The organism is Klebsiella pneumoniae (assembly GCF_000742135.1).
Taxonomy (GTDB): domain Bacteria; phylum Pseudomonadota; class Gammaproteobacteria; order Enterobacterales; family Enterobacteriaceae; genus Klebsiella; species Klebsiella pneumoniae.
Map to the genome: position 1 here is coordinate 2,891,182 of NZ_KN046818.1, position 19,869 is coordinate 2,911,050.

General features: G+C 57.8%; 19 protein-coding genes. 12 read left to right on the top strand and 7 right to left on the bottom strand.

The features are described 5' to 3' along the window. The first annotated feature begins 15 nt into the window (after window positions 1-15). On the top strand, window positions 16-828 hold the full coding sequence (gene minD, locus DR88_RS11855) for a septum site-determining protein MinD (protein ID WP_025860673.1): 813 nt from the start codon (window positions 16-18) through the stop codon (window positions 826-828). Between the two features lie 3 nt (window positions 829-831). Further along, window positions 832-1,101 (top strand): cell division topological specificity factor MinE, encoded by a 270-nt coding sequence (gene minE / locus DR88_RS11850; protein ID WP_002910902.1) that lies wholly within the window; start codon window positions 832-834, stop codon window positions 1,099-1,101. Between the two features lie 77 nt (window positions 1,102-1,178). Here minE and rnd read toward each other — a convergent pair whose 3' ends face one another. The 5 genes from rnd to yoaA form a co-directional block, all read right to left on the bottom strand. Next, a complete protein-coding gene (gene rnd / locus DR88_RS11845; protein ID WP_004148826.1) occupies window positions 1,179-2,294 on the bottom strand; it encodes a ribonuclease D in 1,116 nt (371 codons plus the stop codon). Between the two features lie 81 nt (window positions 2,295-2,375). Continuing rightward, entirely contained in the window at window positions 2,376-4,061 is a 1,686-nt protein-coding gene (gene fadD / locus DR88_RS11840; protein WP_032444032.1) for a long-chain-fatty-acid--CoA ligase FadD, read from the bottom strand. 205 nt (window positions 4,062-4,266) lie between these two features. After that, complete coding sequence (locus tag DR88_RS11835) at window positions 4,267-4,848, bottom strand: Slp family lipoprotein (RefSeq protein ID WP_002910905.1); 582 nt, start codon at window positions 4,846-4,848, stop codon at window positions 4,267-4,269. A gap of 38 nt (window positions 4,849-4,886) precedes the next feature. Beyond that, window positions 4,887-5,582 carry a tRNA (adenosine(37)-N6)-threonylcarbamoyltransferase complex dimerization subunit type 1 TsaB gene (gene tsaB / locus DR88_RS11830; protein ID WP_032443928.1) on the bottom strand — a complete coding sequence of 232 codons (696 nt, stop codon included), beginning with the start codon at window positions 5,580-5,582 and terminating at the stop codon, window positions 4,887-4,889. A gap of 145 nt (window positions 5,583-5,727) precedes the next feature. Continuing rightward, a complete protein-coding gene (yoaA, locus tag DR88_RS11825) occupies window positions 5,728-7,638 on the bottom strand; it encodes a DNA repair helicase YoaA (RefSeq protein WP_004148828.1) in 1,911 nt (636 codons plus the stop codon). A gap of 131 nt (window positions 7,639-7,769) precedes the next feature. Between yoaA and DR88_RS11820 the strand changes: the two genes are divergently transcribed. Then, a complete protein-coding gene (locus DR88_RS11820) occupies window positions 7,770-8,114 on the top strand; it encodes a RidA family protein (protein ID WP_002910910.1) in 345 nt (114 codons plus the stop codon). Here the strand turns inward: DR88_RS11820 and DR88_RS11815 are convergent, their stop codons facing one another. Next, window positions 8,115-8,300 carry a YoaH family protein gene (locus DR88_RS11815; protein ID WP_004145519.1) on the bottom strand — a complete coding sequence of 62 codons (186 nt, stop codon included), beginning with the start codon at window positions 8,298-8,300 and terminating at the stop codon, window positions 8,115-8,117. Between the two features lie 88 nt (window positions 8,301-8,388). Here DR88_RS11815 and pabB point away from each other — a divergent pair, with 88 nt between their 5' ends. The 4 genes from pabB to pdeD all read left to right on the top strand — a co-directional run bounded on the left by pabB (window position 8,389) and on the right by pdeD (window position 13,631). Next, the gene (gene pabB, locus DR88_RS11810; protein WP_004189289.1) at window positions 8,389-9,744 is read left to right on the top strand and encodes an aminodeoxychorismate synthase component 1; all 1,356 of its coding nucleotides are present in this window, start codon (window positions 8,389-8,391) and stop codon (window positions 9,742-9,744) included. A 3-nt stretch (window positions 9,745-9,747) separates the two neighbouring features. Then, window positions 9,748-10,326, top strand: coding sequence for a CoA pyrophosphatase (locus DR88_RS11805; protein WP_025860678.1), 579 nt, complete (start codon window positions 9,748-9,750; stop codon window positions 10,324-10,326). 162 nt (window positions 10,327-10,488) lie between these two features. Then, on the top strand, window positions 10,489-11,853 hold the full coding sequence (gene sdaA / locus DR88_RS11800) for an L-serine ammonia-lyase (protein WP_004151445.1): 1,365 nt from the start codon (window positions 10,489-10,491) through the stop codon (window positions 11,851-11,853). Window positions 11,854-12,035: 182 nt separating this feature from the next. After that, window positions 12,036-13,631, top strand: a complete 1,596-nt coding sequence (pdeD, locus tag DR88_RS11795; RefSeq protein WP_004148831.1) for a cyclic di-3',5'-guanosine monophosphate phosphodiesterase PdeD — start codon at window positions 12,036-12,038, stop codon at window positions 13,629-13,631. A gap of 33 nt (window positions 13,632-13,664) precedes the next feature. Here the strand turns inward: pdeD and yoaE are convergent, their stop codons facing one another. Further along, complete coding sequence (gene yoaE / locus DR88_RS11790; RefSeq protein WP_004145524.1) at window positions 13,665-15,224, bottom strand: CNNM family cation transport protein YoaE; 1,560 nt, start codon at window positions 15,222-15,224, stop codon at window positions 13,665-13,667. Window positions 15,225-15,670: 446 nt separating this feature from the next. Between yoaE and manX the strand changes: the two genes are divergently transcribed. The 5 genes from manX (at window position 15,671) to mntP (ending at window position 19,869) form a co-directional block, all read left to right on the top strand. After that, a complete protein-coding gene (gene manX, locus DR88_RS11785; protein WP_002910917.1) occupies window positions 15,671-16,642 on the top strand; it encodes a PTS mannose transporter subunit IIAB in 972 nt (323 codons plus the stop codon). 56 nt (window positions 16,643-16,698) lie between these two features. After that, window positions 16,699-17,499: a PTS mannose/fructose/sorbose transporter subunit IIC gene (locus tag DR88_RS11780; protein WP_002910918.1), complete on the top strand. Its 801-nt coding sequence runs from the start codon at window positions 16,699-16,701 to the stop codon at window positions 17,497-17,499. Between the two features lie 12 nt (window positions 17,500-17,511). Next, entirely contained in the window at window positions 17,512-18,363 is an 852-nt protein-coding gene (locus tag DR88_RS11775) for a PTS mannose transporter subunit IID (protein WP_004145526.1), read from the top strand. Window positions 18,364-18,425: 62 nt separating this feature from the next. Beyond that, window positions 18,426-18,884 carry a DUF986 family protein gene (locus DR88_RS11770; RefSeq protein WP_004215046.1) on the top strand — a complete coding sequence of 153 codons (459 nt, stop codon included), beginning with the start codon at window positions 18,426-18,428 and terminating at the stop codon, window positions 18,882-18,884. Between the two features lie 418 nt (window positions 18,885-19,302). Further along, window positions 19,303-19,869 carry a manganese efflux pump MntP gene (mntP, locus tag DR88_RS11765; RefSeq protein ID WP_002910921.1) on the top strand — a complete coding sequence of 189 codons (567 nt, stop codon included), beginning with the start codon at window positions 19,303-19,305 and terminating at the stop codon, window positions 19,867-19,869.

Below are 19,869 nucleotides of genomic sequence, written 5' to 3' on the forward strand. Positions count from 1 at the left end.
TAACAAGGAATTTCTATGGCACGCATTATTGTTGTGACTTCGGGTAAAGGGGGCGTTGGCAAGACCACCTCCAGCGCGGCCATCGCTACAGGTTTGGCCCAGAAGGGAAATAAAACCGTCGTTATCGACTTCGACATCGGCCTGCGTAACCTCGACCTGATTATGGGCTGCGAACGTCGCGTCGTTTATGATTTCGTCAACGTCATTCAGGGCGATGCCACACTGAACCAGGCGCTGATTAAAGATAAGCGCACGGAAAATCTCTACATTCTCCCGGCTTCCCAGACCCGGGATAAAGACGCTCTGACTCGCGAAGGCGTCGACAAGGTTCTCGAAGAACTGAAGAAAATGGAATTCGATTTCATCGTCTGTGATTCCCCGGCAGGCATTGAAACCGGTGCGCTGATGGCGCTTTACTTTGCTGATGAAGCCATCATCACCACTAACCCGGAAGTCTCCTCCGTTCGCGACTCCGACCGTATCCTTGGCATTCTCGCCTCTAAATCCCGCCGCGCGGAAAATGGCGAAGAGCCAATCAAAGAGCATCTGCTGCTGACCCGCTACAATCCAGGCCGCGTTAATAAAGGCGATATGCTGAGCATGGAAGACGTGCTGGAAATTCTGCGCATCAACCTGGTAGGCGTGATCCCGGAAGACCAGTCAGTCCTGCGCGCATCCAACCAGGGTGAGCCGGTGATCCTCGATGCCGCCTCGGACGCAGGCAAAGCCTATGCCGATACCGTTGAACGTCTGCTCGGAGAAGAACGCCCTTTCCGCTTCATTGAAGAAGAGAAGAAAGGATTCCTCAAACGCCTGTTCGGAGGATAAATTATGGCTTTACTCGACTTTTTTCTCTCGCGAAAAAAGAACACGGCTAATATTGCGAAAGAACGCCTGCAAATCATCGTCGCCGAGCGCCGCCGCGGAGACGCGGAGCCGCATTACCTGCCGCAGTTACGCAAAGATATCCTGGAAGTGATCTGTAAATACGTACAGATCGACCCGGAGATGGTCAGCGTGCAGCTGGAGCAGCGGGACGGGGATATATCCATTCTTGAGCTGAACGTGACCCTACCCGAAACGGAAGAGTCGAAATCCTGACCTGTCGCGCTATCGCGAAAAAAAACCGGCTACGCCACGCGCCGCCGGTTTTTTAATGGTCTGAACCTGGCCGCGAACTAGCGCGGATAGTCGTTTAACAGCCTCTTCAGCCGCTCGGCCATCAGCTCCCCGCGCCAACCGGAAATCAGCTCAGGTTCACCGGCTTGCGTTTTCAGCTGCCAGTGCCAGTTCAGCAGCTGGTTGATCTGCCGACGCGACGCCAGCAGCTCCGCGCTTACGCCCTTCTCCGTGCTCACTTCCTGCACCAGCGCTTTAATATCTTTAAAGGCTTTGCGGTAGCCCGGCATGTCGATCAGGTTCTGCAGCGGCGCCGGCAGGGCCGACTCCGGCAGCGCCTGCGCTTTTTCGACCAGGCTAATCAGCGTTTTGCCGTGGAAGCGAATTTCGCTACCGGACAACCCGAGGCTGTCGAGCTCGCCCAGGCTGGTGGGCATATAGCGCGCCACGCTCCACAGATGCTCTTCCCGCACCACAAAGTTTACCGCCAGGTCGCGCTCGCGCGCTTTGCGCAGGCGCCACTCCGCCAACAGCTGCAGACAACCCAGCTGGCGGGTACGCAGCTGCCAGGCGTTGCCGATATCGCGCCAGGCCTCGGCCGGGTCGACCACCTCCTGACGACGCTGCTGCATCACGCGGCACTCGTCGAGCGCCGCCGGCAGCCAGCCAGCGCGATCGGTCTCCGCCATTAACTGGCTGGCGATCGGCAGCAGATACCAGACGTCGGCCGCGGCATATTCACACTGACGCTCAGTCAGCGGGCGCGCCAGCCAGTCGGTGCGGGATTCGCTTTTATCCAGCGCTACCCCGGAATACTCTTCCACCATCGAAGCGAAGCCCCAGGACATTGGGCGGCCGCAGAAGGCCGCCAGGATCTGGGTGTCAATCAGCGGCTGCGGCATCAGGTTAAATGCATTAAGGAAGACTTCTAAATCTTCGCTGCCGGCATGCAGGTATTTAGTCACATCCTGGTTGAGCAGCAGGTCGCGCATCGGCGCCCAGTCGTTAATCGTCAAGGGATCGATCAGAGAGACCTGCTGGCCGTCGAACAGCTGCAGCAGGCCCAGCTGCGGGTAATAGGTGCGGGTGCGGACAAATTCCGTATCCAGAGCGACGGCGGAGGCCGCGCTTGCCGCTTCGCAGACAGCGCGCAGGCCATCGTCGGTGGTGATCATCTGATAGTTCAAAGCATACTCTCTTAACTTGCGCCCATAAAAAACGCCGGCGTAGCCGGCGTCAGGCGACTCATTCGTTACTTAGCCTTTATTGTCCACTTTAGCGCGCGCTTCGTCACGCAGTTCTCGCCGCAAAATTTTCCCGACGTTGGATTTCGGCAGTTCATCACGGAATTCCACCAGCTTCGGCACCTTGTATCCGGTCAAATGGCGACGGCAGAACGTAATCAGCGCCTCTTCGGTTAACGCAGCATCTTTCTTGACTACGAAAATCTTCACCGCTTCGCCACTGCTGCCGGACGGCACGCCGATGGCCGCCACTTCCAGCACCCCGCTATGCTGCATGACCACATCTTCGATTTCGTTCGGATAGACGTTAAAACCCGACACCAGGATCATATCTTTTTTGCGATCGACGATGCGCAGGAACCCCTCTTCATCCATCACCGCGATATCCCCGGTGTGCAGCCAGCCGTCTTTGATAATCTCATCCGTCGCGTCAGGGCGCTGCCAGTAGCCCAGCATCACCTGCGGCCCTTTAATACAGAGCTCGCCCGGCTGACCCGGCGCCACTTCGTTATCATCATCATCCACCAGTTTGGCTTCGGTGGAAGGCACCGGCAGGCCAATGCTGCCGCTGTGGTAGTCAATATCGTGCGGGTTAACGCTGACCAGCGGGGAACACTCTGTCAGGCCGTAGCCCTCCAGCAGATATTGCCCGGTCAGTTTTACCCAGCGCTCGGCCACCGCCTGCTGCACCGGCATCCCACCGCCGGCGGACAAATGCAGCGAGGAGAAATCAAGCTGCTGGAACTCTTTGTTGTTCAGCAAGGCGTTGAACAGGGTATTGACCCCGGTCATGGCGGTAAAAGGATACTTCGCCAGCTCCTTCACCAGCCCGGGGATATCGCGTGGGTTGGTGATCAGCAAATTTTGCCCGCCCAGTTCGATAAACAGCAGGCAGTTCATGGTCAGGGCGAAAATGTGATACAGCGGCAGCGCGGTCACCACGAACTCTTTGCCGCGATGCAGCAGCGGGCCGTAGGTGGCATTGACCTGCTCGAGGTTAGCCAGCATATTGCGGTGGGTTAGCATCGCACCTTTGGCCACGCCGGTGGTGCCCCCGGTGTACTGCAGAAACGCTAGATCTTCCGCAACGATCTCCGGCTTGACGTACTGCATGCGATAGCCGTGCTGCAACGCGCTGCGAAACGAGATGGCGTCCGGCAGATGGTACTTCGGCACCAGGCGCTTAATGTACTTGACCACAAAGTTCACCAGCGTGCCTTTGGCGGTGGAAAGCTGGTCGCCCATGCGCGTCAGGATCACATGCTGGACCTGAGTTTTCGCCACCACTTTTTCCAGGGTATGGGCAAAGTTGGAGACAATGACGATCGCCGCCGCGCCGCTGTCGTTGAGCTGATGCTCCAGTTCGCGCGGGGTATATAAGGGGTTGACGTTAACCACGATCATCCCGGCGCGCAGGATGCCAAACAGAGCCACCGGATACTGCAGCAGGTTAGGCATCATCAGGGCCACGCGATCGCCCTTCTGTAACCCCAACCGCTCCTGAAGATAAGCGGCGAAGGCGCGACTACGCTCCTCCAGCTTACGGTAGGTCATCACTTCACCCATATTGATAAACGCCGGTTGGTCGGCGTAACGGGTGGTGGCATGTTCAAACAGTTCAACCAGGGATTGATAGCGGTCAGGATTTATCTCCGCCGGAACATCTGCGGGATAACGGTTTAGCCAAACCTTTTTCACTGCATCACCTCTGAAATAGTTATTCGTCGTCATCACAGCCCCTGGATAATACATTTTGTTAACATTATATTAACTCAGCGTACCAGTTTATTAATTAGGCAATGAGCAGGTTGCGAAGCGCGTCACTATTTTTTTTCTTATTCGACTGAAAACAAAGAAACAGCGGACCGGCCGCTGTTTCTTTGAACTAACATAAACAACAAAATCATTCGGTTACAACGTTTCTCACCTCAGCAGGGCCGGGATTGTACCAGCCCCAGCCGCCATAGCCGTAGCCCCAGGGGCGCGGACCCAGCATCCACGGGTCGATAGGTTGCGGAGGCATCACCACCTGCTGCACTACGTTCCAGCGCTTGTAGCCGGTGGCGTTCATCAGCATAAATTTATACGGCGTGCTGCCCACCTTGCCGTCAACCACCCCGGCGATCGGTCCGACCACGGTCACTAGTTGACCGCGGAAATCCACCGGATCGAGGAAGCCATTGACGTCAGCAAAAATCCTTCCGCGGGACGGCTCGCCCAGCACTGGCCGCGCGCCGCTGTCCAGCGGTACGGTGGCGATTTCTAAGCGGGTTTTCCCCTGCTGGTTTTGCACATTGACCACCTTACCGCCAAAGCGCGCTTCCTGGCCAACGTACAGCTGCGGGGCGTTCATCACCCGCACCAAATCCTGCTGCGGCGTCGGGCTGGTGCCTTTGATGGCATCCGGCACCGATACGCAGCCGCTTAGCGCAACGGCAACCGCTGCGGCCAGCAGCCAGCGAACGCCCTGTTTTTGACCCGCCATGATGCGACTCCTTTTCTCAGTCTTCTTGTTACTGAGATTCACTCGCGGCCTGGAAGTTTCTTCCACGCCACCTCGTTTCGCAAATAAACCGGCTCCGCTTTCTCCACGGCCACGGTATTCCCCGCCGCCAGCAGGTAACAGGCTAACGGCAGCATATCCTCCGCCGCCGGCAATTCAATTTCGCCGCTGCTTAAGGTCAGTCCGCTCGCTTTCGCCAGATCCGGCCACGCCTGCCATCCGGTGCCGACGGTGGCCCATTCGCCGGAAAGCTGTGCCAGTCGTTCGGCTACCGCGTCCGGTTTGAGCACCGCTTCCGTCTCTTCGCCATGCCAGACGCCCTGCTCGTCGCGCTGGTACTCGGCCCAGTAGACTTCGCCCATACGCGCATCAATGGCCGCCAGCACACGGGTGGCGCCGGTTTTGCGCCAGGCGCCCTGCGCCATGGTGGCCAGCGTGGAAACGCCAATCATTGGCAGTTCGGCGCCCAGCGCCAGCCCCTGGGCGATACCGATGCCGATGCGCACGCCGGTAAAGCTGCCCGGACCGCGACCAAAGGCCAGCGCGTCCAGCTCGCTCAGCGTGGTGCCGCTCTCGGTGAGGACCTCCTGCACCAGCGGCAGGATACGTTGGGTATGTTCGCGGGGACAAATTTCGAAATGAGCACTAAGGGTGCCATCATTCCACAGAGCCGCGGAGCAGGCCTCTGTGGCGGTATCGATAGCCAAAATTCGCATGGGTGGTCACGCTCTCGTTACATAGTTCAGGCCTTCAGGCAGCCTGATTTCCGGCAAACGGCCAACCCGCCGCCATGCCGCCCGAAGTCTATTGGGAACCGCTAATTAACAAAATGGCGCGCAGCTTAACACATTTTAGTGCGGATTACCTTGCCGGCGGTACGGCGAGAAAGCGCACCGCCCAACGGATATCGCGGGTTCGCGGCGCCGGCGGCAGACTGGCCAGGAACACCGCGCCGTAGGGGCGCATCACCAGCCGGTTGTCGCAGATCACCAGCACCCCGCGGTCGTCGATATCGCGGATCAGGCGACCCACCCCCTGCTTGAGGGTGATCACCGCATCCGGGAGCTGCACTTCATCGAAGGGATCGCCGCCGCGCAGCCGGCAATCTTCCATCCGCGCTTTTAGCAGCGGATCGTCCGGCGAGGTGAACGGTAGCTTATCGATAATCACCAGCGACAGCGCGTCGCCGCGCACATCGACTCCCTCCCAGAAGCTGCTGGTAGCCACCAGCAGCGCGTTGCCGGCGCTGACGAACTGCTGCAGCAGCTGGCCTTTACTGGTCTCGCCCTGCAGCAGCACCGGTAGCGTCATGGTGGCGCGGAACTGCTCCGCCAGATCGCGCATCATGGCGTGCGAGGTGCACAGCATAAAGCAGCGACCGTCGTTGGCCTCGATCAGCGGCTTGAGCATCGCCGCCAGGTGGCGCGCCGCGCCGGGCTGGTTCGGCAGGGGTAGGTTGCGCGGCACGCAGAGCAGCGCCTGGTGCTGATAGTCAAAGGGACTCGGCAGCAGCAGAGTCTGCGCCTCGTCGATCCCCAGCCGGGCGGTAAAGTGATGCAGATCGTCGTTCACCGACAGCGTCGCCGAGGTAAAGATCCAGCTCCCCGACTTCTGCGCCATCACCTCTTTAAACTTCTCGGCCACGGTCAGCGGCGTCAGCGCGAGAGTAAAGTGGCGCGAGGTACACTCATACCAGTAGCTGTAGCCCGGCTGGTTGATCTCTTTCAACCGCTTCAGGCGCCCGCGATAGAGGGTGGCGCGCTCAAAAGCGGCGTCGAGCAGCGCCGAGCGACCCAGCGAAAGTTTGGCGACGTCATAGCATAGCTCGAGCGCGTCATCGAGCAGCAGCAGCGCTCGCTGAATGTGGCTGTCCGCCAGCAGCTCGCGCAGATTGCCGCGGTAGCCCGGGTCTCCCAGCTGCAGGCGGAAATCCTGCGCGCTTTGCGCCAGGCGGTCGGCGCATTTTTGCAGCTGCTGAGTGTCTTTCAGTTCGGTGCGGTAGGCAATGGTGATGTCTTTCGCCAGGTCCAGCAGCTGGCGGCTGGAGAGCGACTGGCCAAAGTACTGACTGGCGATATCCGGCAGCTGATGGGCTTCATCGAAGATCATCACTTCCGCCTCGGGGATCAGCTCGGCAAAGCCGCTCTCTTTGACCACCATATCGGCCAGGAACAGGTGATGGTTGACCACCACCACGTCGGCGTCCATCGCTTTTTTACGCGCCTTCACCACGAAGCAATCTTTATACAGTGGGCAGTCGCTACCGAGACAGTTATCGTTGGTGCTGGTCACCAGCGGCCAGGCCTGAGAGTCTTCCGCGACGCTGGCGCAGGTGCTGATATCGCCATCCTGGGTTTGATTCGACCAGGAGCGCAGGAGGATCACATCGCTGAGGGTTTGCACCGGCAGATCGCCGCCCGCCAGCGCCTGCTGCTCAAGACGTTCGAGACACAGGTAGTTGGAGCGCCCTTTGAGCAGCGCCAGTTTCCCGGTGAATTTGAGCGCTTTGGCGACGGTGGGCAGATCGCGGCTGTAAAGCTGATCCTGCAGCGCTTTCGAGCCGGTGGAGATAATCACCTTTTTTTTCGCCCGCAGCGCAGGCGCCAGGTAAGCGTAGGTTTTACCGGTTCCGGTCCCCGCTTCCACCACCAGCGGCCGGGATGCCTCAATCGCTTCGCTGACCGCCACCGCCATCTGGCGCTGCGGCTCGCGCGGTTTAAATCCCGGTATGGCTTTGGCTAGCTGGCCGTCTGCTGCAAAATCGTCGATCACATTGCCCCCTGGTTATTTGGACAGTGATTATGTCAGGGAGGACGGCGTTTCGCCAGTCCGGGTAGTGACGCGAGCGGCACATTATGGCAGTCTTGCCGCAGCCGAATGGAATGCTTAAAGAGGAAAAAGCAATGACAATTACGCGTATTGATGCCGAAGCCCGTTGGTCAGACGTGGTGATCCACAACCAGACCCTGTACTACACCGGCGTGCCGGCAAATCTCGATGCCGACGCTTTCGAGCAGACCGCCAATACCCTGGCGCAGATTGACGCGGTGCTGGAAAAACAGGGCAGCGACAAGTCGCGTATTCTTGACGCCACCATCTTCCTCGCCGATAAAAGCGACTTTGCGGCGATGAATAAAGCCTGGGACGCGTGGGTGGTGGCTGGTCACGCCCCGGTGCGCTGCACGGTGGAAGCGACGCTGATGAACCCGCAGTATAAAGTTGAGATCAAAATTATCGCCGCGGTGTAATTACTCGTCCTCATCCTCATCTTCAAAGCGCGCGACGATCTGCTCGCCGGTATGCGTTGCGCGCAGCTCTTCCGCCACCAGGGCAATCGCCTGGCCGCTGCTTATCCCCTGAGCCATTAGCTCATGGATACGTTCGACCGCTTTTTGCTGTTGCTCGTGGCTCAGCGAAGGTAAACCTGCAAACATCTTTTACTCCTGCTACATTGTGGGGCGTAATTATTTCACGCCGTCCCCGACTACGCCAGAGGGGCGGCAACGTTCAGGATCGAGAAAGATGTTGTCCCCCGCGATTATTACCCTGCCCTGGCGCCCGGATGCGGCCGAACACTATTTTGCGCCGTTAAGCGCCCTGCCCTGGGCGATGCTGCTGCATTCCGGCTTTGCCGACCATCCGCATAACCGCTTTGATATTCTGGTGGCTGCCCCGCGCGCCACGCTACTGACGCGCGATGAACAGACGTGGGTCGACGACGGCGAAACCGTTGTTGTCTCAGCGGAAGATCCGCTGCAGCTCCTGCAGCAGCAGTTGGATCGTCAGCCGTTCACGCCGCAACCCCATGACGATCTGCCGTTTCTCGGCGGCGCGCTGGGATTATTCGGTTACGACCTGGGCCGTCGCTTTGAGCGTCTCCCTTCGCACGCGCAGGCCGATATCGCGCTGGCGGATATGGCGGTGGGGATCTATGACTGGGCGCTTATCGTCGACCACCAGCGCCAACAGATATCGCTGCTCAGCTATGACGACCCGCAGCAGCGTCTACAGTGGCTGGAGGCGCAAACGCCGACGCCGGGTGAAACCTTCGCCCTGACCTCTGCCTGGCAGTCAAATATGAGCCGCCAGCAGTACGGCGAAAAATTTCGCCAGGTACAGGCCTATCTGCACAGCGGCGACTGCTATCAGGTCAACCTCGCCCAGCGTTTTCAGGCCAGCTACGTCGGTGATGAATGGCAGGCCTTCCGCCAGCTGAACGCCGTCAACCGCGCCCCCTTTAGCGCCTTTATTCGCCTCGATGAAGGGGCGATTTTAAGCCTGTCGCCGGAGCGCTTTATCCAGCTGCGCCAGGGGGAGATCCAGACGCGGCCGATAAAAGGCACCCTGCCGCGGCTCGATTCGCCGCTGGCAGATGCGCAGCAGGCTGAGAAGCTGGCGAATTCGCCGAAAGATCGCGCCGAGAATTTAATGATTGTCGACCTGATGCGCAACGACATCGGCCGCGTCGCCGTCCCGGGCAGCGTGCGGGTCCCCGAGCTGTTCGTGGTGGAGCCGTTCCCGGCGGTCCATCATCTGGTCAGCACCATCACCGCCCGCCTGCCAATGACGCTGCACGCCAGCGACCTGCTGCGCGCCGCCTTTCCCGGCGGCTCGATCACCGGCGCGCCGAAAGTGCGGGCGATGGAGATTATCGATGAACTGGAGCCCCAGCGTCGCAACGCCTGGTGTGGGAGCATTGGCTACCTGAGCTATTGCGGCAATATGGATACCAGCATCACCATTCGCACCCTGACGGCATGGCAGGGACAGCTGTACTGCTCCGCCGGCGGCGGAATTGTGGCGGATAGCGAGGAAGCGGCGGAATATCAGGAAACTTTTGATAAAGTTAATCGTATCCTGCAGCAACTGGAGAACTAGACCATGGCGGATCGCGCCCTTTATCTGGATGATTTTCTGTCCCGCTTTCAGCTTCTGCGCCCGCAGCCTTCGCGCCATGCGCTCAATCAGCGGCAGGCGGCGGTGCTGGTGCCGATCGTGCGCCGGCCGCAGCCCGGCCTGCTGCTGACCCAGCGTTCGCCGCTGCTGCGCAAGCACGCCGGCCAGGTCGCCTTTCCCGGCGGCGCAGTAGATAATACCGACGCGACGCTTATCGCCGCCGCCCTGCGCGAAGCTCAGGAAGAGGTGGCGATCCCGCCGGAGGCGGTCGAGGTGATCGGCGTCCTGCCGCCGGTGGACAGCGTCACCGGCTTTCAGGTGACGCCGGTGGTGGGCATTATTCCCCCGGATCTGCACTACCACGCCAGCCAGGACGAAGTCTCCGCGGTATTTGAAATGCCGCTCGCCGAAGCCCTGCGCCTTGGGCGCTACCATCCGCTCGATATCCACCGCCGGGGCAACGACCACCGCGTCTGGCTCTCCTGGTACCAGCATTATTTTGTCTGGGGAATGACCGCCGGGATCATTCGCGAGCTGGCGCTGCAAATTGGCGCACGTCCTTAGCTATACTGATAATGAGAGGGCGCTCTCATTATTAGTAAAATCGCGGTTAGCCATTAGTTTAATTCATGTGAATAGTTGAACTGACAGGGCGCTTCCCTCTTACACTATGCGCAGTTATTACATCGTTACCGCACCCGCGGTAACCCTGTCAGGAGTATTATCGTGATTAGTCTATTCGACATGTTCAAGGTGGGGATTGGTCCCTCATCTTCCCACACTGTTGGCCCGATGAAGGCCGGAAAACAGTTCGTCGATGACCTGGTCGAAAAAGGATTGCTTAATGCAGTGACTCGTGTGGCGGTTGACGTCTACGGTTCACTGTCATTAACCGGCAAAGGCCACCATACGGACATCGCCATTATCATGGGACTGGCGGGCAATCAGCCCGATACGGTCGATATTGACGCGATCCCGGCTTTTATCCGTGACGTCGAAGCGCGCGGTCGTCTGCTGCTGGCCAACGGCCAGCATGAGGTCGACTTCCCGGCGGATGACGGCATGCGTTTTCGCAGCGACAACCTGCCGCTGCACGAAAACGGCATGACCATTCACGCCTGGGCCGGCGAGAAAGAGATCTACTGCAAGACCTACTACTCGATCGGCGGCGGCTTTATTGTCGACGAAGAGCACTTCGGCAAGGAAAACGCCAACGAACTGCAGGTGCCCTACCCATTTAAATCGGCGCAGGAAATGCTGGCCTACTGCAAAGAGACTGGCCTGTCGCTCTCCGGGATGGTGATGCAGAACGAGCTGGCTCTGCACAGCAAAAAAGAGATCGAGGATTATTTCGCCAACGTCTGGCAGACCATGCGCGCCTGTATCGACCGCGGGATGAACACCGAGGGCGTGCTGCCTGGCCCGCTGCGCGTACCGCGTCGCGCCTCGGCGCTGCGTCGTCTGCTGGTGGCCAGCGATAAGCTCTCCAGCGATCCAATGAACGTTGTTGACTGGGTCAATATGTTCGCGCTGGCGGTCAATGAAGAGAACGCCGCCGGCGGTCGCGTGGTAACCGCGCCGACCAACGGCGCCTGCGGCATCGTTCCGGCGGTACTCGCCTATTACGATCACTTTATCGAGTCCGTCAGCCCGGAGATCTATATTCGCTACTTTATGGCCTGCGGGGCGATCGGCGCGCTGTATAAGATGAATGCGTCCATTTCCGGCGCGGAAGTCGGCTGTCAGGGCGAGGTGGGCGTCGCCTGCTCGATGGCGGCGGCGGGCCTGGCTGAACTGCTCGGCGCCAGCCCGGAACAGGTTTGCGTGGCGGCGGAGATCGGCATGGAACACAACCTCGGCCTGACCTGTGATCCGGTCGCCGGCCAGGTGCAGGTGCCATGTATTGAACGTAACGCCATCGCTTCCGTCAAGGCGATCAACGCCGCGCGAATGGCTATGCGCCGCACCAGCGAACCGCGCGTCTCGCTCGATAAGGTGATCGAGACCATGTATGAAACCGGTAAAGACATGAACGCCAAGTACCGCGAAACCTCGCGCGGCGGCCTGGCGATTAAAGTTCAGTGTGACTAAACTTTTCGTGCCCCTCTGCGCCTGCAAAGCGCGCAGGGGGTTAACCCTGGTGACTGAAATCTCCCTGATGCGCCTTCAACGGCGCATTTTCTTTTTTCTATACCTGGCGATATTCTGCCACTACACTTGCTCTATAAAATAAGCCACGCTTAACCACTCGTCCTGTCGACAGGGTGTCGCACATGCAGACTGCACAAAAAGTCATTACGGCCTATCGTCACAAACGCATTATTGTCTGCCTGCTGGTAGCCCTGGCGACCCTGGGCGCCACATTAGCCATCCGATTTATTTCGCAGCGCAGCGTAAATGAAGATTATATTCGCACGGCCGCCAGCCAACGGGTGGCGGCGCTCAATGACATCTTGCGCCCGCTAAGCGCGCAGCGAGCCACCCTGCTCCCTCTGGTGGGCAAACCCTGCCCTGATATCCATCTGACGCTGCGCAAAATGGCGGCCTCGTTGCAAACCATTCGTTCCGTCGCCCTCGTCACGTCAGGTATCGTTTACTGTTCCAGTATTTTTGGCCCGCGACAGGCAGACTTACATCGCCTGCAGCCCGCGCTTCCTGCGCCCCGCCCTCTGCTGCTCTTCTCGAACGACAGCTCCTTGCTCAAAGGCTCGCCGGTACTGATCCAATGGTATCCAGCCGCGGAGAGCGGCCTGGACGGCGTGATGCTGGTGGTGAATATTGAGCTGCTGGGAACCTTAATTCTTAATGAAAAATCGGCCCTGATCAGCGACGTCAGCCTGCGGGTTGGCGATCGTTATTTTAGCAGCCGCCATGGGCTTCTCGAAAAAGCGCATGTCCCGCAGGGCACGGTGATTTATCGCCAGCGCTCTACGGAGTTTCCTTTTACTGTCAATATTAATGGCCCTGGCGCCTCGGCGATTGCGCTTGAGGAGCTGCCCGGCGAGCTGCCGCTGGCGCTGATTTTTAGCCTGCTAATGACCGGCATCGCCTGGCTGGCCACCGCCGGCAGAATGAGTTTCTCGCGGGAAATAAGCCTTGGCATTTCGGCCCGGGAGTTTGCCCTCTGGTGCCAGCCGCTGCAGGATGCGCGCAGCGGCCTCTGCTGCGGGGTGGAGATCCTGCTGCGCTGGAATAATCCCCGCCGTGGGACGATTTCGCCGGAGGTATTTATTCCCATCGCCGAAGGCAATAATCTGATCATCCCTCTCACCCGCTATGTGATTGCCGAAACCGCTCGCCGCCTGGATGCTTTTCCTCGCGACCGCCATTTTCACATCGCGATCAATGTCGCCGCGCGCCATTTCGCTAACGGACTCCTGCTGCGCGACCTGCACAATTACTGGTTCAGCGTGGATCCGGTGCAGCAGCTGGTGGTCGAGCTAACCGAACGCGATGTCCTGCAGGATGGCGACCAGCATATGGCCGAACATCTGCACTTTAAGGGCGTACAGCTGGCGATCGATGATTTTGGTACCGGCAATACTTCGCTCTCATGGCTGGAAAAGCTGCGCCCGGATGTTTTGAAGATCGACCGCTCGTTCACCAGCTCGGTCGGCATAGATAGCGTGAACGCGACGGTGACAGATATTATTATCGCCCTCGCCAACCGCCTGCATATTGTTACCGTTGCCGAAGGGGTGGAGACGCTGGAGCAGGAAAACTACCTGCGTAGCCACGGCGTCGATGTGCTGCAGGGGTTTTATTATGCGCGGCCGATGCCGGTGGAGGCGTTCCCGGCGTGGCTGGCCAGCAGGGAGGAGAGTGAGAGTGAGAGTGAGAGTGAGGGTGAGAGCGAGACGACAGAATAACTCGCCGGCCGCAGCGGCCGGCGAGCCTGGCGATTACTCTTCTTCGTCGCTCGGCGGACGAGTGACCACCGCGCGCACCAGATCGACCCGGTAATCATTCGCTTCCACTACGGTAAAATGCAGCGGCGGAAGCGACACGACGTCGCCAATGCGCGGGATATGACCATTGGCGGAGATCACCAGCCCGGCAACGGTGGCAATATCCTCATCGTCATTGATCAGTGGATCCAGCCCCAGCGCCTGCTGCAGCGCATGCAGGTCGGTCGACCCCTTAATAAGCCAGCCATCGCCATCGATGACAATCTCTGGCGTCTCATCAGCGTCCGGGAATTCACCGGCGATGGCTTCAAGGACGTCCAGCGGCGTGACCAGCCCCTGCACCACGCCAAATTCATTAGTTACGATGACGAAGCTGCCGCGCGCCCGACGCAGGACCCCGAGCAGATTGATCGGGTCCAGCGTTTCCGGAACGACAATTGCCGGGGAGGCAGAAGCCAGCGCCGCGACGTTTTCCCCCGACTCCAGGGCCACCAGCATCTCTTTCGCCCGCACGATACCAATGATTTCATCCAGCTCTCCGCGGCAGACCGGGAAGAGGCTGTGCGGCGACGACAGCAGTTGACGACGAATTTCATCTTCACTCTGCTCAGCGTCGACCCAGCTGATTTCTCCGCGCGGGGTCATGATGCTGCGCAGGGAGCGCTGGGCCAGGGTCAGCACGCCGTTAATCATGTAGCGCTCTTCTTCCGCAAAGGCGCCCTCAGGAACGGGCACCGCGGCTGGACTGTCTGCGTCATGGCTGACGGAGGCCTGTTTGCGGCCGCCCATCAGGCGCAGGATGGCATCCGCGGTCCGAGCGCGCAGCGGCAGCGTCGACTGGTGGCGAACAAAGTTACGGCGCGCCACCTGGTTAAAGAACTCGATAATGATCGAGAAACCGATCGCCGCGTACAGATACCCTTTTGGAATGTGGAAGCCAAACCCTTCCGCCACCAGGCTAAGGCCAATCATCAACAGGAAGCTCAGACAGAGCACGACCACCGTCGGGTGCTGGTTGACAAAGCGCGTCAACGGCTTGGAGGCCAGCAGCATCAAGATCATCGCGATCACCACCGCCGCCATCATCACCGGCAGATGGTTAACCATCCCGACCGCCGTGATCACGGCGTCCAGGGAGAAGACGGCATCCAGCACCACTATCTGCAATACTACTACCCAGAAACTGGCATAGCCTTTACCGTGACCGGCATCGTGCTGGCGGTTTTCCAGCCGTTCATGCAGCTCGGTTGTCGCCTTAAACAACAAGAAGATCCCGCCGAGCAGCATGATGAGATCGCGCCCGGAAAAGGAGAAATCGGCGATGGTAATCAGTGGTTTCGTCAGCGTCACCATCCAGGAGATGACCGACAGCAGCCCCAGGCGCATCACCAGCGCCAGTGACAGGCCGATCAGACGCGCTTTATCGCGCTGCTTCGGCGGCAGTTTGTCCGCCAGGATGGCAATAAACACCAGGTTGTCGATACCGAGCACAATTTCCAGAACGATAAGCGTCAACAGGCCGGCCCAGATTGAGGGATCCATTAACAATTCCATGTACGACTCCGGTTTGCGGCAAGGTCAGTCATCGCCATGCCATGCAGGGGCGCGACACCAGGTGCTGAAAGAAATGCGGGATACGTAGAGGTGGCAATCAGATGCCAGAAAGTGAAAAGACGTCGATGACGGTCCATACTGCGGGCTATGCCCTATACTCCTGAGTAATTAAACGGAAGTTAAACATAGCAAAATATAGATCGAAATTGGAAATAATTTACCTGAATTTGCAATAACTAAGGCTATTTTTTGCGCTGCAAAATTATTCGCAGACGATACGTGATTAACGGATCTTCATCACATTAATTATTTTTTCACTGTCTAAAATAATTCGCGGTAGTAACTATTTTCTATCTTACACCCTAACTGAATCGATTTTGTCCTCAAAAGTGATTCAGGATGTATCAAAGCAGATGATGCATTCACGATAATAAAGGAGGTAGCAAGTGACGATTGCTATTGTAATAGGCACACATGGTTGGGCTGCAGAACAGCTGCTGAAAACAGCAGAAATGCTGTTGGGCGAGCAGGAAAACGTTGGCTGGATCGATTTCGTTCCGGGTGAAAATGCCGAAACGTTGATCGAGAAATACAACGCCCAGTTGGCAAAACTGGATACCAGTAAAGGCGTGCTGTTTCTCGTCGATACATGGGGAGGCAGCCCTTTCAACGCTGCGAGCCGCATTGTCGTCGATAAAGAGCATTACGAAGTTATCGCCGGCGTCAATATCCCGATGCTGGTGGAAACCTTCATGGCCCGCGACGACGATCCTTCCTTTGATGAACTGGTCGCCTTAGCGGTTGAAACCGGCAGCGAAGGCGTGAAAGCGCTTAAAGCCAAACCGGTGGAAAAAGCGGCCCCTGCGCCCGCGCCTGCCGCAGCGCCAAAAGCCGCCGCACCGGCCAAACCCATGGGCCCGAACGACTACATGGTAATTGGCCTTGCGCGTATAGACGACCGTCTGATCCATGGTCAGGTCGCCACCCGCTGGACCAAAGAGACCAACGTTACCCGCATCATCGTTGTCAGTGATGAAGTGGCCGCGGATACCGTGCGTAAAACTCTGCTGACCCAGGTTGCGCCGCCGGGCGTCACCGCTCACGTGGTGGATGTGGCCAAAATGATCCGCGTCTACAACAACCCCAAGTATGCCGGACAGCGCGTTATGCTGCTGTTTACTAACCCGACCGACGTTGAACGTATCGTCGAGGGCGGCGTGAAAATCACCAGCGTCAACATCGGCGGTATGGCGTTCCGCCAGGGTAAAACCCAGGTTAACAACGCGATTTCAGTCGATGCCAAAGATATTGAGGCGTTTAAAAAGCTGAACGCCCGCGGTATCGAGCTGGAAGCACGTAAAGTGTCCACCGACCCGAAACTGAAAATGATGGATCTGATCGCTAAGGTTGATAAATAACCCGGCGGATCGCGCCCCAGTTTTCACTTTAAGACTTAATCAACAGGAGAAGTACAATGGAGATTACCCTTCTTCAGATTGTGCTGGTGTTCATCGTCGCGTGTATTGCGGGTATGGAGTCGGTACTTGATGAATTTCAGTTCCACCGTCCCCTGATCGCCTGTACGCTGATCGGCGCCGTTCTCGGCGATATGAAAACCGGTATTATCATCGGCGGTACGCTGGAGATGATAGCCCTGGGCTGGATGAACATCGGTGCGGCGGTAGCCCCTGATGCCGCGCTGGCGTCCATTATTTCCACCGTCCTGGTTATTGCCGGCCATCAGAGCATCGGCGCCGGTATCGCGCTGGCTATCCCGCTGGCGGCGGCAGGCCAGGTGCTGACCATCATCGTGCGCACCATCACCGTGGCCTTCCAGCACGCGGCGGATAAAGCGGCGGAGAATGGCAACCTGACCGCCCTGTCGTGGCTGCACGTCTCGTCCCTGTTCCTGCAGGCGATGCGTATCGCTATCCCGGCCGTTATCGTGGCGATTTCCGTCGGCACCAGCGAAGTTCAGGGCCTGCTGAATGCTATCCCGGAAGTGGTCACCAGCGGTCTGAACATCGCCGGCGGTATGATCGTGGTTGTCGGTTATGCAATGGTCATCAACATGATGCGCGCAGGCTATCTGATGCCGTTCTTCTACCTCGGCTTCGTCACCGCCGCCTTCACCAACTTCAACCTGGTGGCCCTGGGCGTGATTGGTGCGGTCATGGCAATCCTCTACATCCAGCTGAGCCCGAAATATAACCGCGTCGCCGGTGCGCCGGCTCAGGCGGCTGGTAACAACGATCTCGATAACGAACTGGACTAACAGGTGAGCGAAATGGTTGATATGACTAAAAATACCACCGAGAAAAAACTCACACAGAGTGATATTCGTGGCGTGTTCATTCGTTCTAACCTGTTCCAGGGTTCATGGAACTTCGAACGTATGCAGGCGCTGGGGTTCTGCTTCTCTATGGTTCCGGCGATTCGTCGTCTGTACCCGGAGAACAACGATGCGCGTAAGCAGGCGATTAAGCGTCACCTTGAGTTTTTCAACACCCACCCTTACGTTGCCGCTCCGGTACTGGGCGTAACCCTGGCGATGGAAGAGCAGCGCGCCAATGGCGCAGAGATTGACGATGGCGCTATCAACGGCATCAAAGTCGGTCTGATGGGACCACTGGCCGGCGTTGGCGACCCGATCTTCTGGGGTACCGTGCGTCCGGTGTTTGCAGCCTTAGGCGCCGGGATCGCGATGAGCGGTAGCCTGCTCGGTCCTCTGCTGTTCTTTATCCTGTTCAACGCGGTGCGTCTGCTGACCCGTTACTACGGCGTCGCCTATGGTTATCGCAAAGGCGTGGATATCGTTAAAGATATGGGCGGCGGCTTCCTGCAGAAACTGACTGAGGGGGCGTCAATCCTCGGCCTGTTTGTCATGGGGGCGCTTGTTAACAAGTGGACGCATGTGAACATTCCGATGGTGGTGTCAAAAATCACCGGCTCTGACGGACAGGTTCACGTCACCACGGTGCAGACTATCCTTGATCAGCTGATGCCGGGTCTGGTGCCGCTGCTGTTGACCTTCGCCTGTATGTGGCTGCTGCGTAAGAAAGTTAACCCGCTGTGGATCATCGTTGGCTTCTTCGTCATCGGTATCGCCGGCTACGCGGTCGGCCTGCTGGGTCTGTAATTTCCAGGCTGTACGCCGGGGGCTTGCCCCCGGCTTTTTTTTATCAGGAGAAACGCAAAGCAATGACCTTCACGGACCTGGTGATCATCCTGTTTATCCTTGCGCTACTGGCCTACGCGATATATGACCAGTTTATTATGCCGAGGCGAAACGGCCCGGTACTGCTGGCCATCCCCCTGCTTCGCCGCAGTCGCGTTGACGGCATGATCTTTGTCGGCCTCACCGCCATTCTGATCTATAACAACATCACCCAGCACGGCACGGCGATCACCACCTGGCTATTATCTGTGCTGGCGCTGATGGGGCTCTATTTATTCTGGATCCGTACGCCGAAAATCATTTTTAAACCGCGCGGCTTTTTCTTCGCCAACGTGTGGATAGAATATCAGCGGATTAAAGAGATGAATTTATCCGAGGACGGTGTGCTGGTGATGCAATTAGAGCAACGGCGGCTGCTGATACGCGTACGAAATATCGACGATCTGGAGAAGATATACAAACTTCTCATTACAACTCAATGAATTAAAAATATAGCCAGCGCTATATTATTCCCGTTAGCAGCGGAGAAATATTATAGCCACGGCTATATTTCCCGCCTAACCTTATCTTTTTTATTAACTATTTTTTCACTTATAAATTTAAATGAAAATCGTTATCATTTGGTTATTAAAATAGCCCTCTTCTGTTATTGTTTTATATTCTAAAAATATGTTAAGGTTGCGCCCGTCGTTGGGGAGTAGCCGATTTCCTGCCCGCCAGGAAATGTACGTGTCAACATACTCGTTGCAAAACGTGGCACGTACGGGTTGAAGAGATTCAATCAGGCGAGACCATAGATACATCACTGCTGTACGTATTGCTCAGCCATTGAGCGGCTCCGCGTATGTTTACTGGGGGCAGCGATGTGTCATATGGATTATCCCCGGTCAGGACACGCACATGAATTTATCCGCTACCATTCTTCTCGCTTTCGGCATGTCCATGGACGCCTTCGCAGCCTCCATCGGCAAAGGCGCCACCCTGCATAAACCCAAATTTTCAGAGGCAGTACGCACCGGGCTGATTTTTGGCGCCATTGAAACCCTGACACCGCTGGTCGGCTGGGGGCTTGGCATGCTGGCCAGCCAGTTTATCCTCGAGTGGAATCACTGGATTGCCTTTATTTTACTGGTGTTTCTCGGCGGGCGAATGATCGTCGAAGGTTTTCGCGGCGACAGCGACGAGGCGTGCGAGGCGCCTCACCGACATGGTTTCTGGCTTCTGGTCACCACCGCCTTCGCCACCAGCCTTGACGCGATGGCCGTCGGCGTCGGTCTGGCCTTCCTGCAGGTCAGCATTGTGACCACCGCGCTGGCGATCGGCTGCGCTACCTTCATCATGTCGACGCTGGGGATGATGGTCGGTCGCTTTATCGGCCCGCTGCTGGGCAAACGAGCCGAAATTCTCGGCGGTATCGTGCTGATTGGCATCGGCAGCGAAATCCTCTGGAGCCATTTCGCCGGTTAA

Coding starts and splice junctions, on each gene's coding strand:
- minD (WP_025860673.1), top strand. CDS start 16: ATGGCACGCATTATTGTTGTGACTTCGGGTAAAGGGGGCGTTGGCAAG.
- DR88_RS11770 (WP_004215046.1), top strand. CDS start 18,426: ATGACCTTCACGGACCTGGTGATCATCCTGTTTATCCTTGCGCTACTG.
- rnd (WP_004148826.1), bottom strand. CDS start 2,294: ATGATCACCACCGACGATGGCCTGCGCGCTGTCTGCGAAGCGGCAAGC.
- pabB (WP_004189289.1), top strand. CDS start 8,389: ATGTTGTCCCCCGCGATTATTACCCTGCCCTGGCGCCCGGATGCGGCC.
- minE (WP_002910902.1), top strand. CDS start 832: ATGGCTTTACTCGACTTTTTTCTCTCGCGAAAAAAGAACACGGCTAAT.
- tsaB (WP_032443928.1), bottom strand. CDS start 5,582: ATGCGAATTTTGGCTATCGATACCGCCACAGAGGCCTGCTCCGCGGCT.
- DR88_RS11815 (WP_004145519.1), bottom strand. CDS start 8,300: ATGTTTGCAGGTTTACCTTCGCTGAGCCACGAGCAACAGCAAAAAGCG.
- DR88_RS11780 (WP_002910918.1), top strand. CDS start 16,699: ATGGAGATTACCCTTCTTCAGATTGTGCTGGTGTTCATCGTCGCGTGT.
- mntP (WP_002910921.1), top strand. CDS start 19,303: ATGAATTTATCCGCTACCATTCTTCTCGCTTTCGGCATGTCCATGGAC.
- DR88_RS11835 (WP_002910905.1), bottom strand. CDS start 4,848: ATGGCGGGTCAAAAACAGGGCGTTCGCTGGCTGCTGGCCGCAGCGGTT.
- DR88_RS11775 (WP_004145526.1), top strand. CDS start 17,512: ATGGTTGATATGACTAAAAATACCACCGAGAAAAAACTCACACAGAGT.
- pdeD (WP_004148831.1), top strand. CDS start 12,036: ATGCAGACTGCACAAAAAGTCATTACGGCCTATCGTCACAAACGCATT.
- DR88_RS11805 (WP_025860678.1), top strand. CDS start 9,748: ATGGCGGATCGCGCCCTTTATCTGGATGATTTTCTGTCCCGCTTTCAG.
- yoaE (WP_004145524.1), bottom strand. CDS start 15,224: ATGGAATTGTTAATGGATCCCTCAATCTGGGCCGGCCTGTTGACGCTT.
- DR88_RS11820 (WP_002910910.1), top strand. CDS start 7,770: ATGACAATTACGCGTATTGATGCCGAAGCCCGTTGGTCAGACGTGGTG.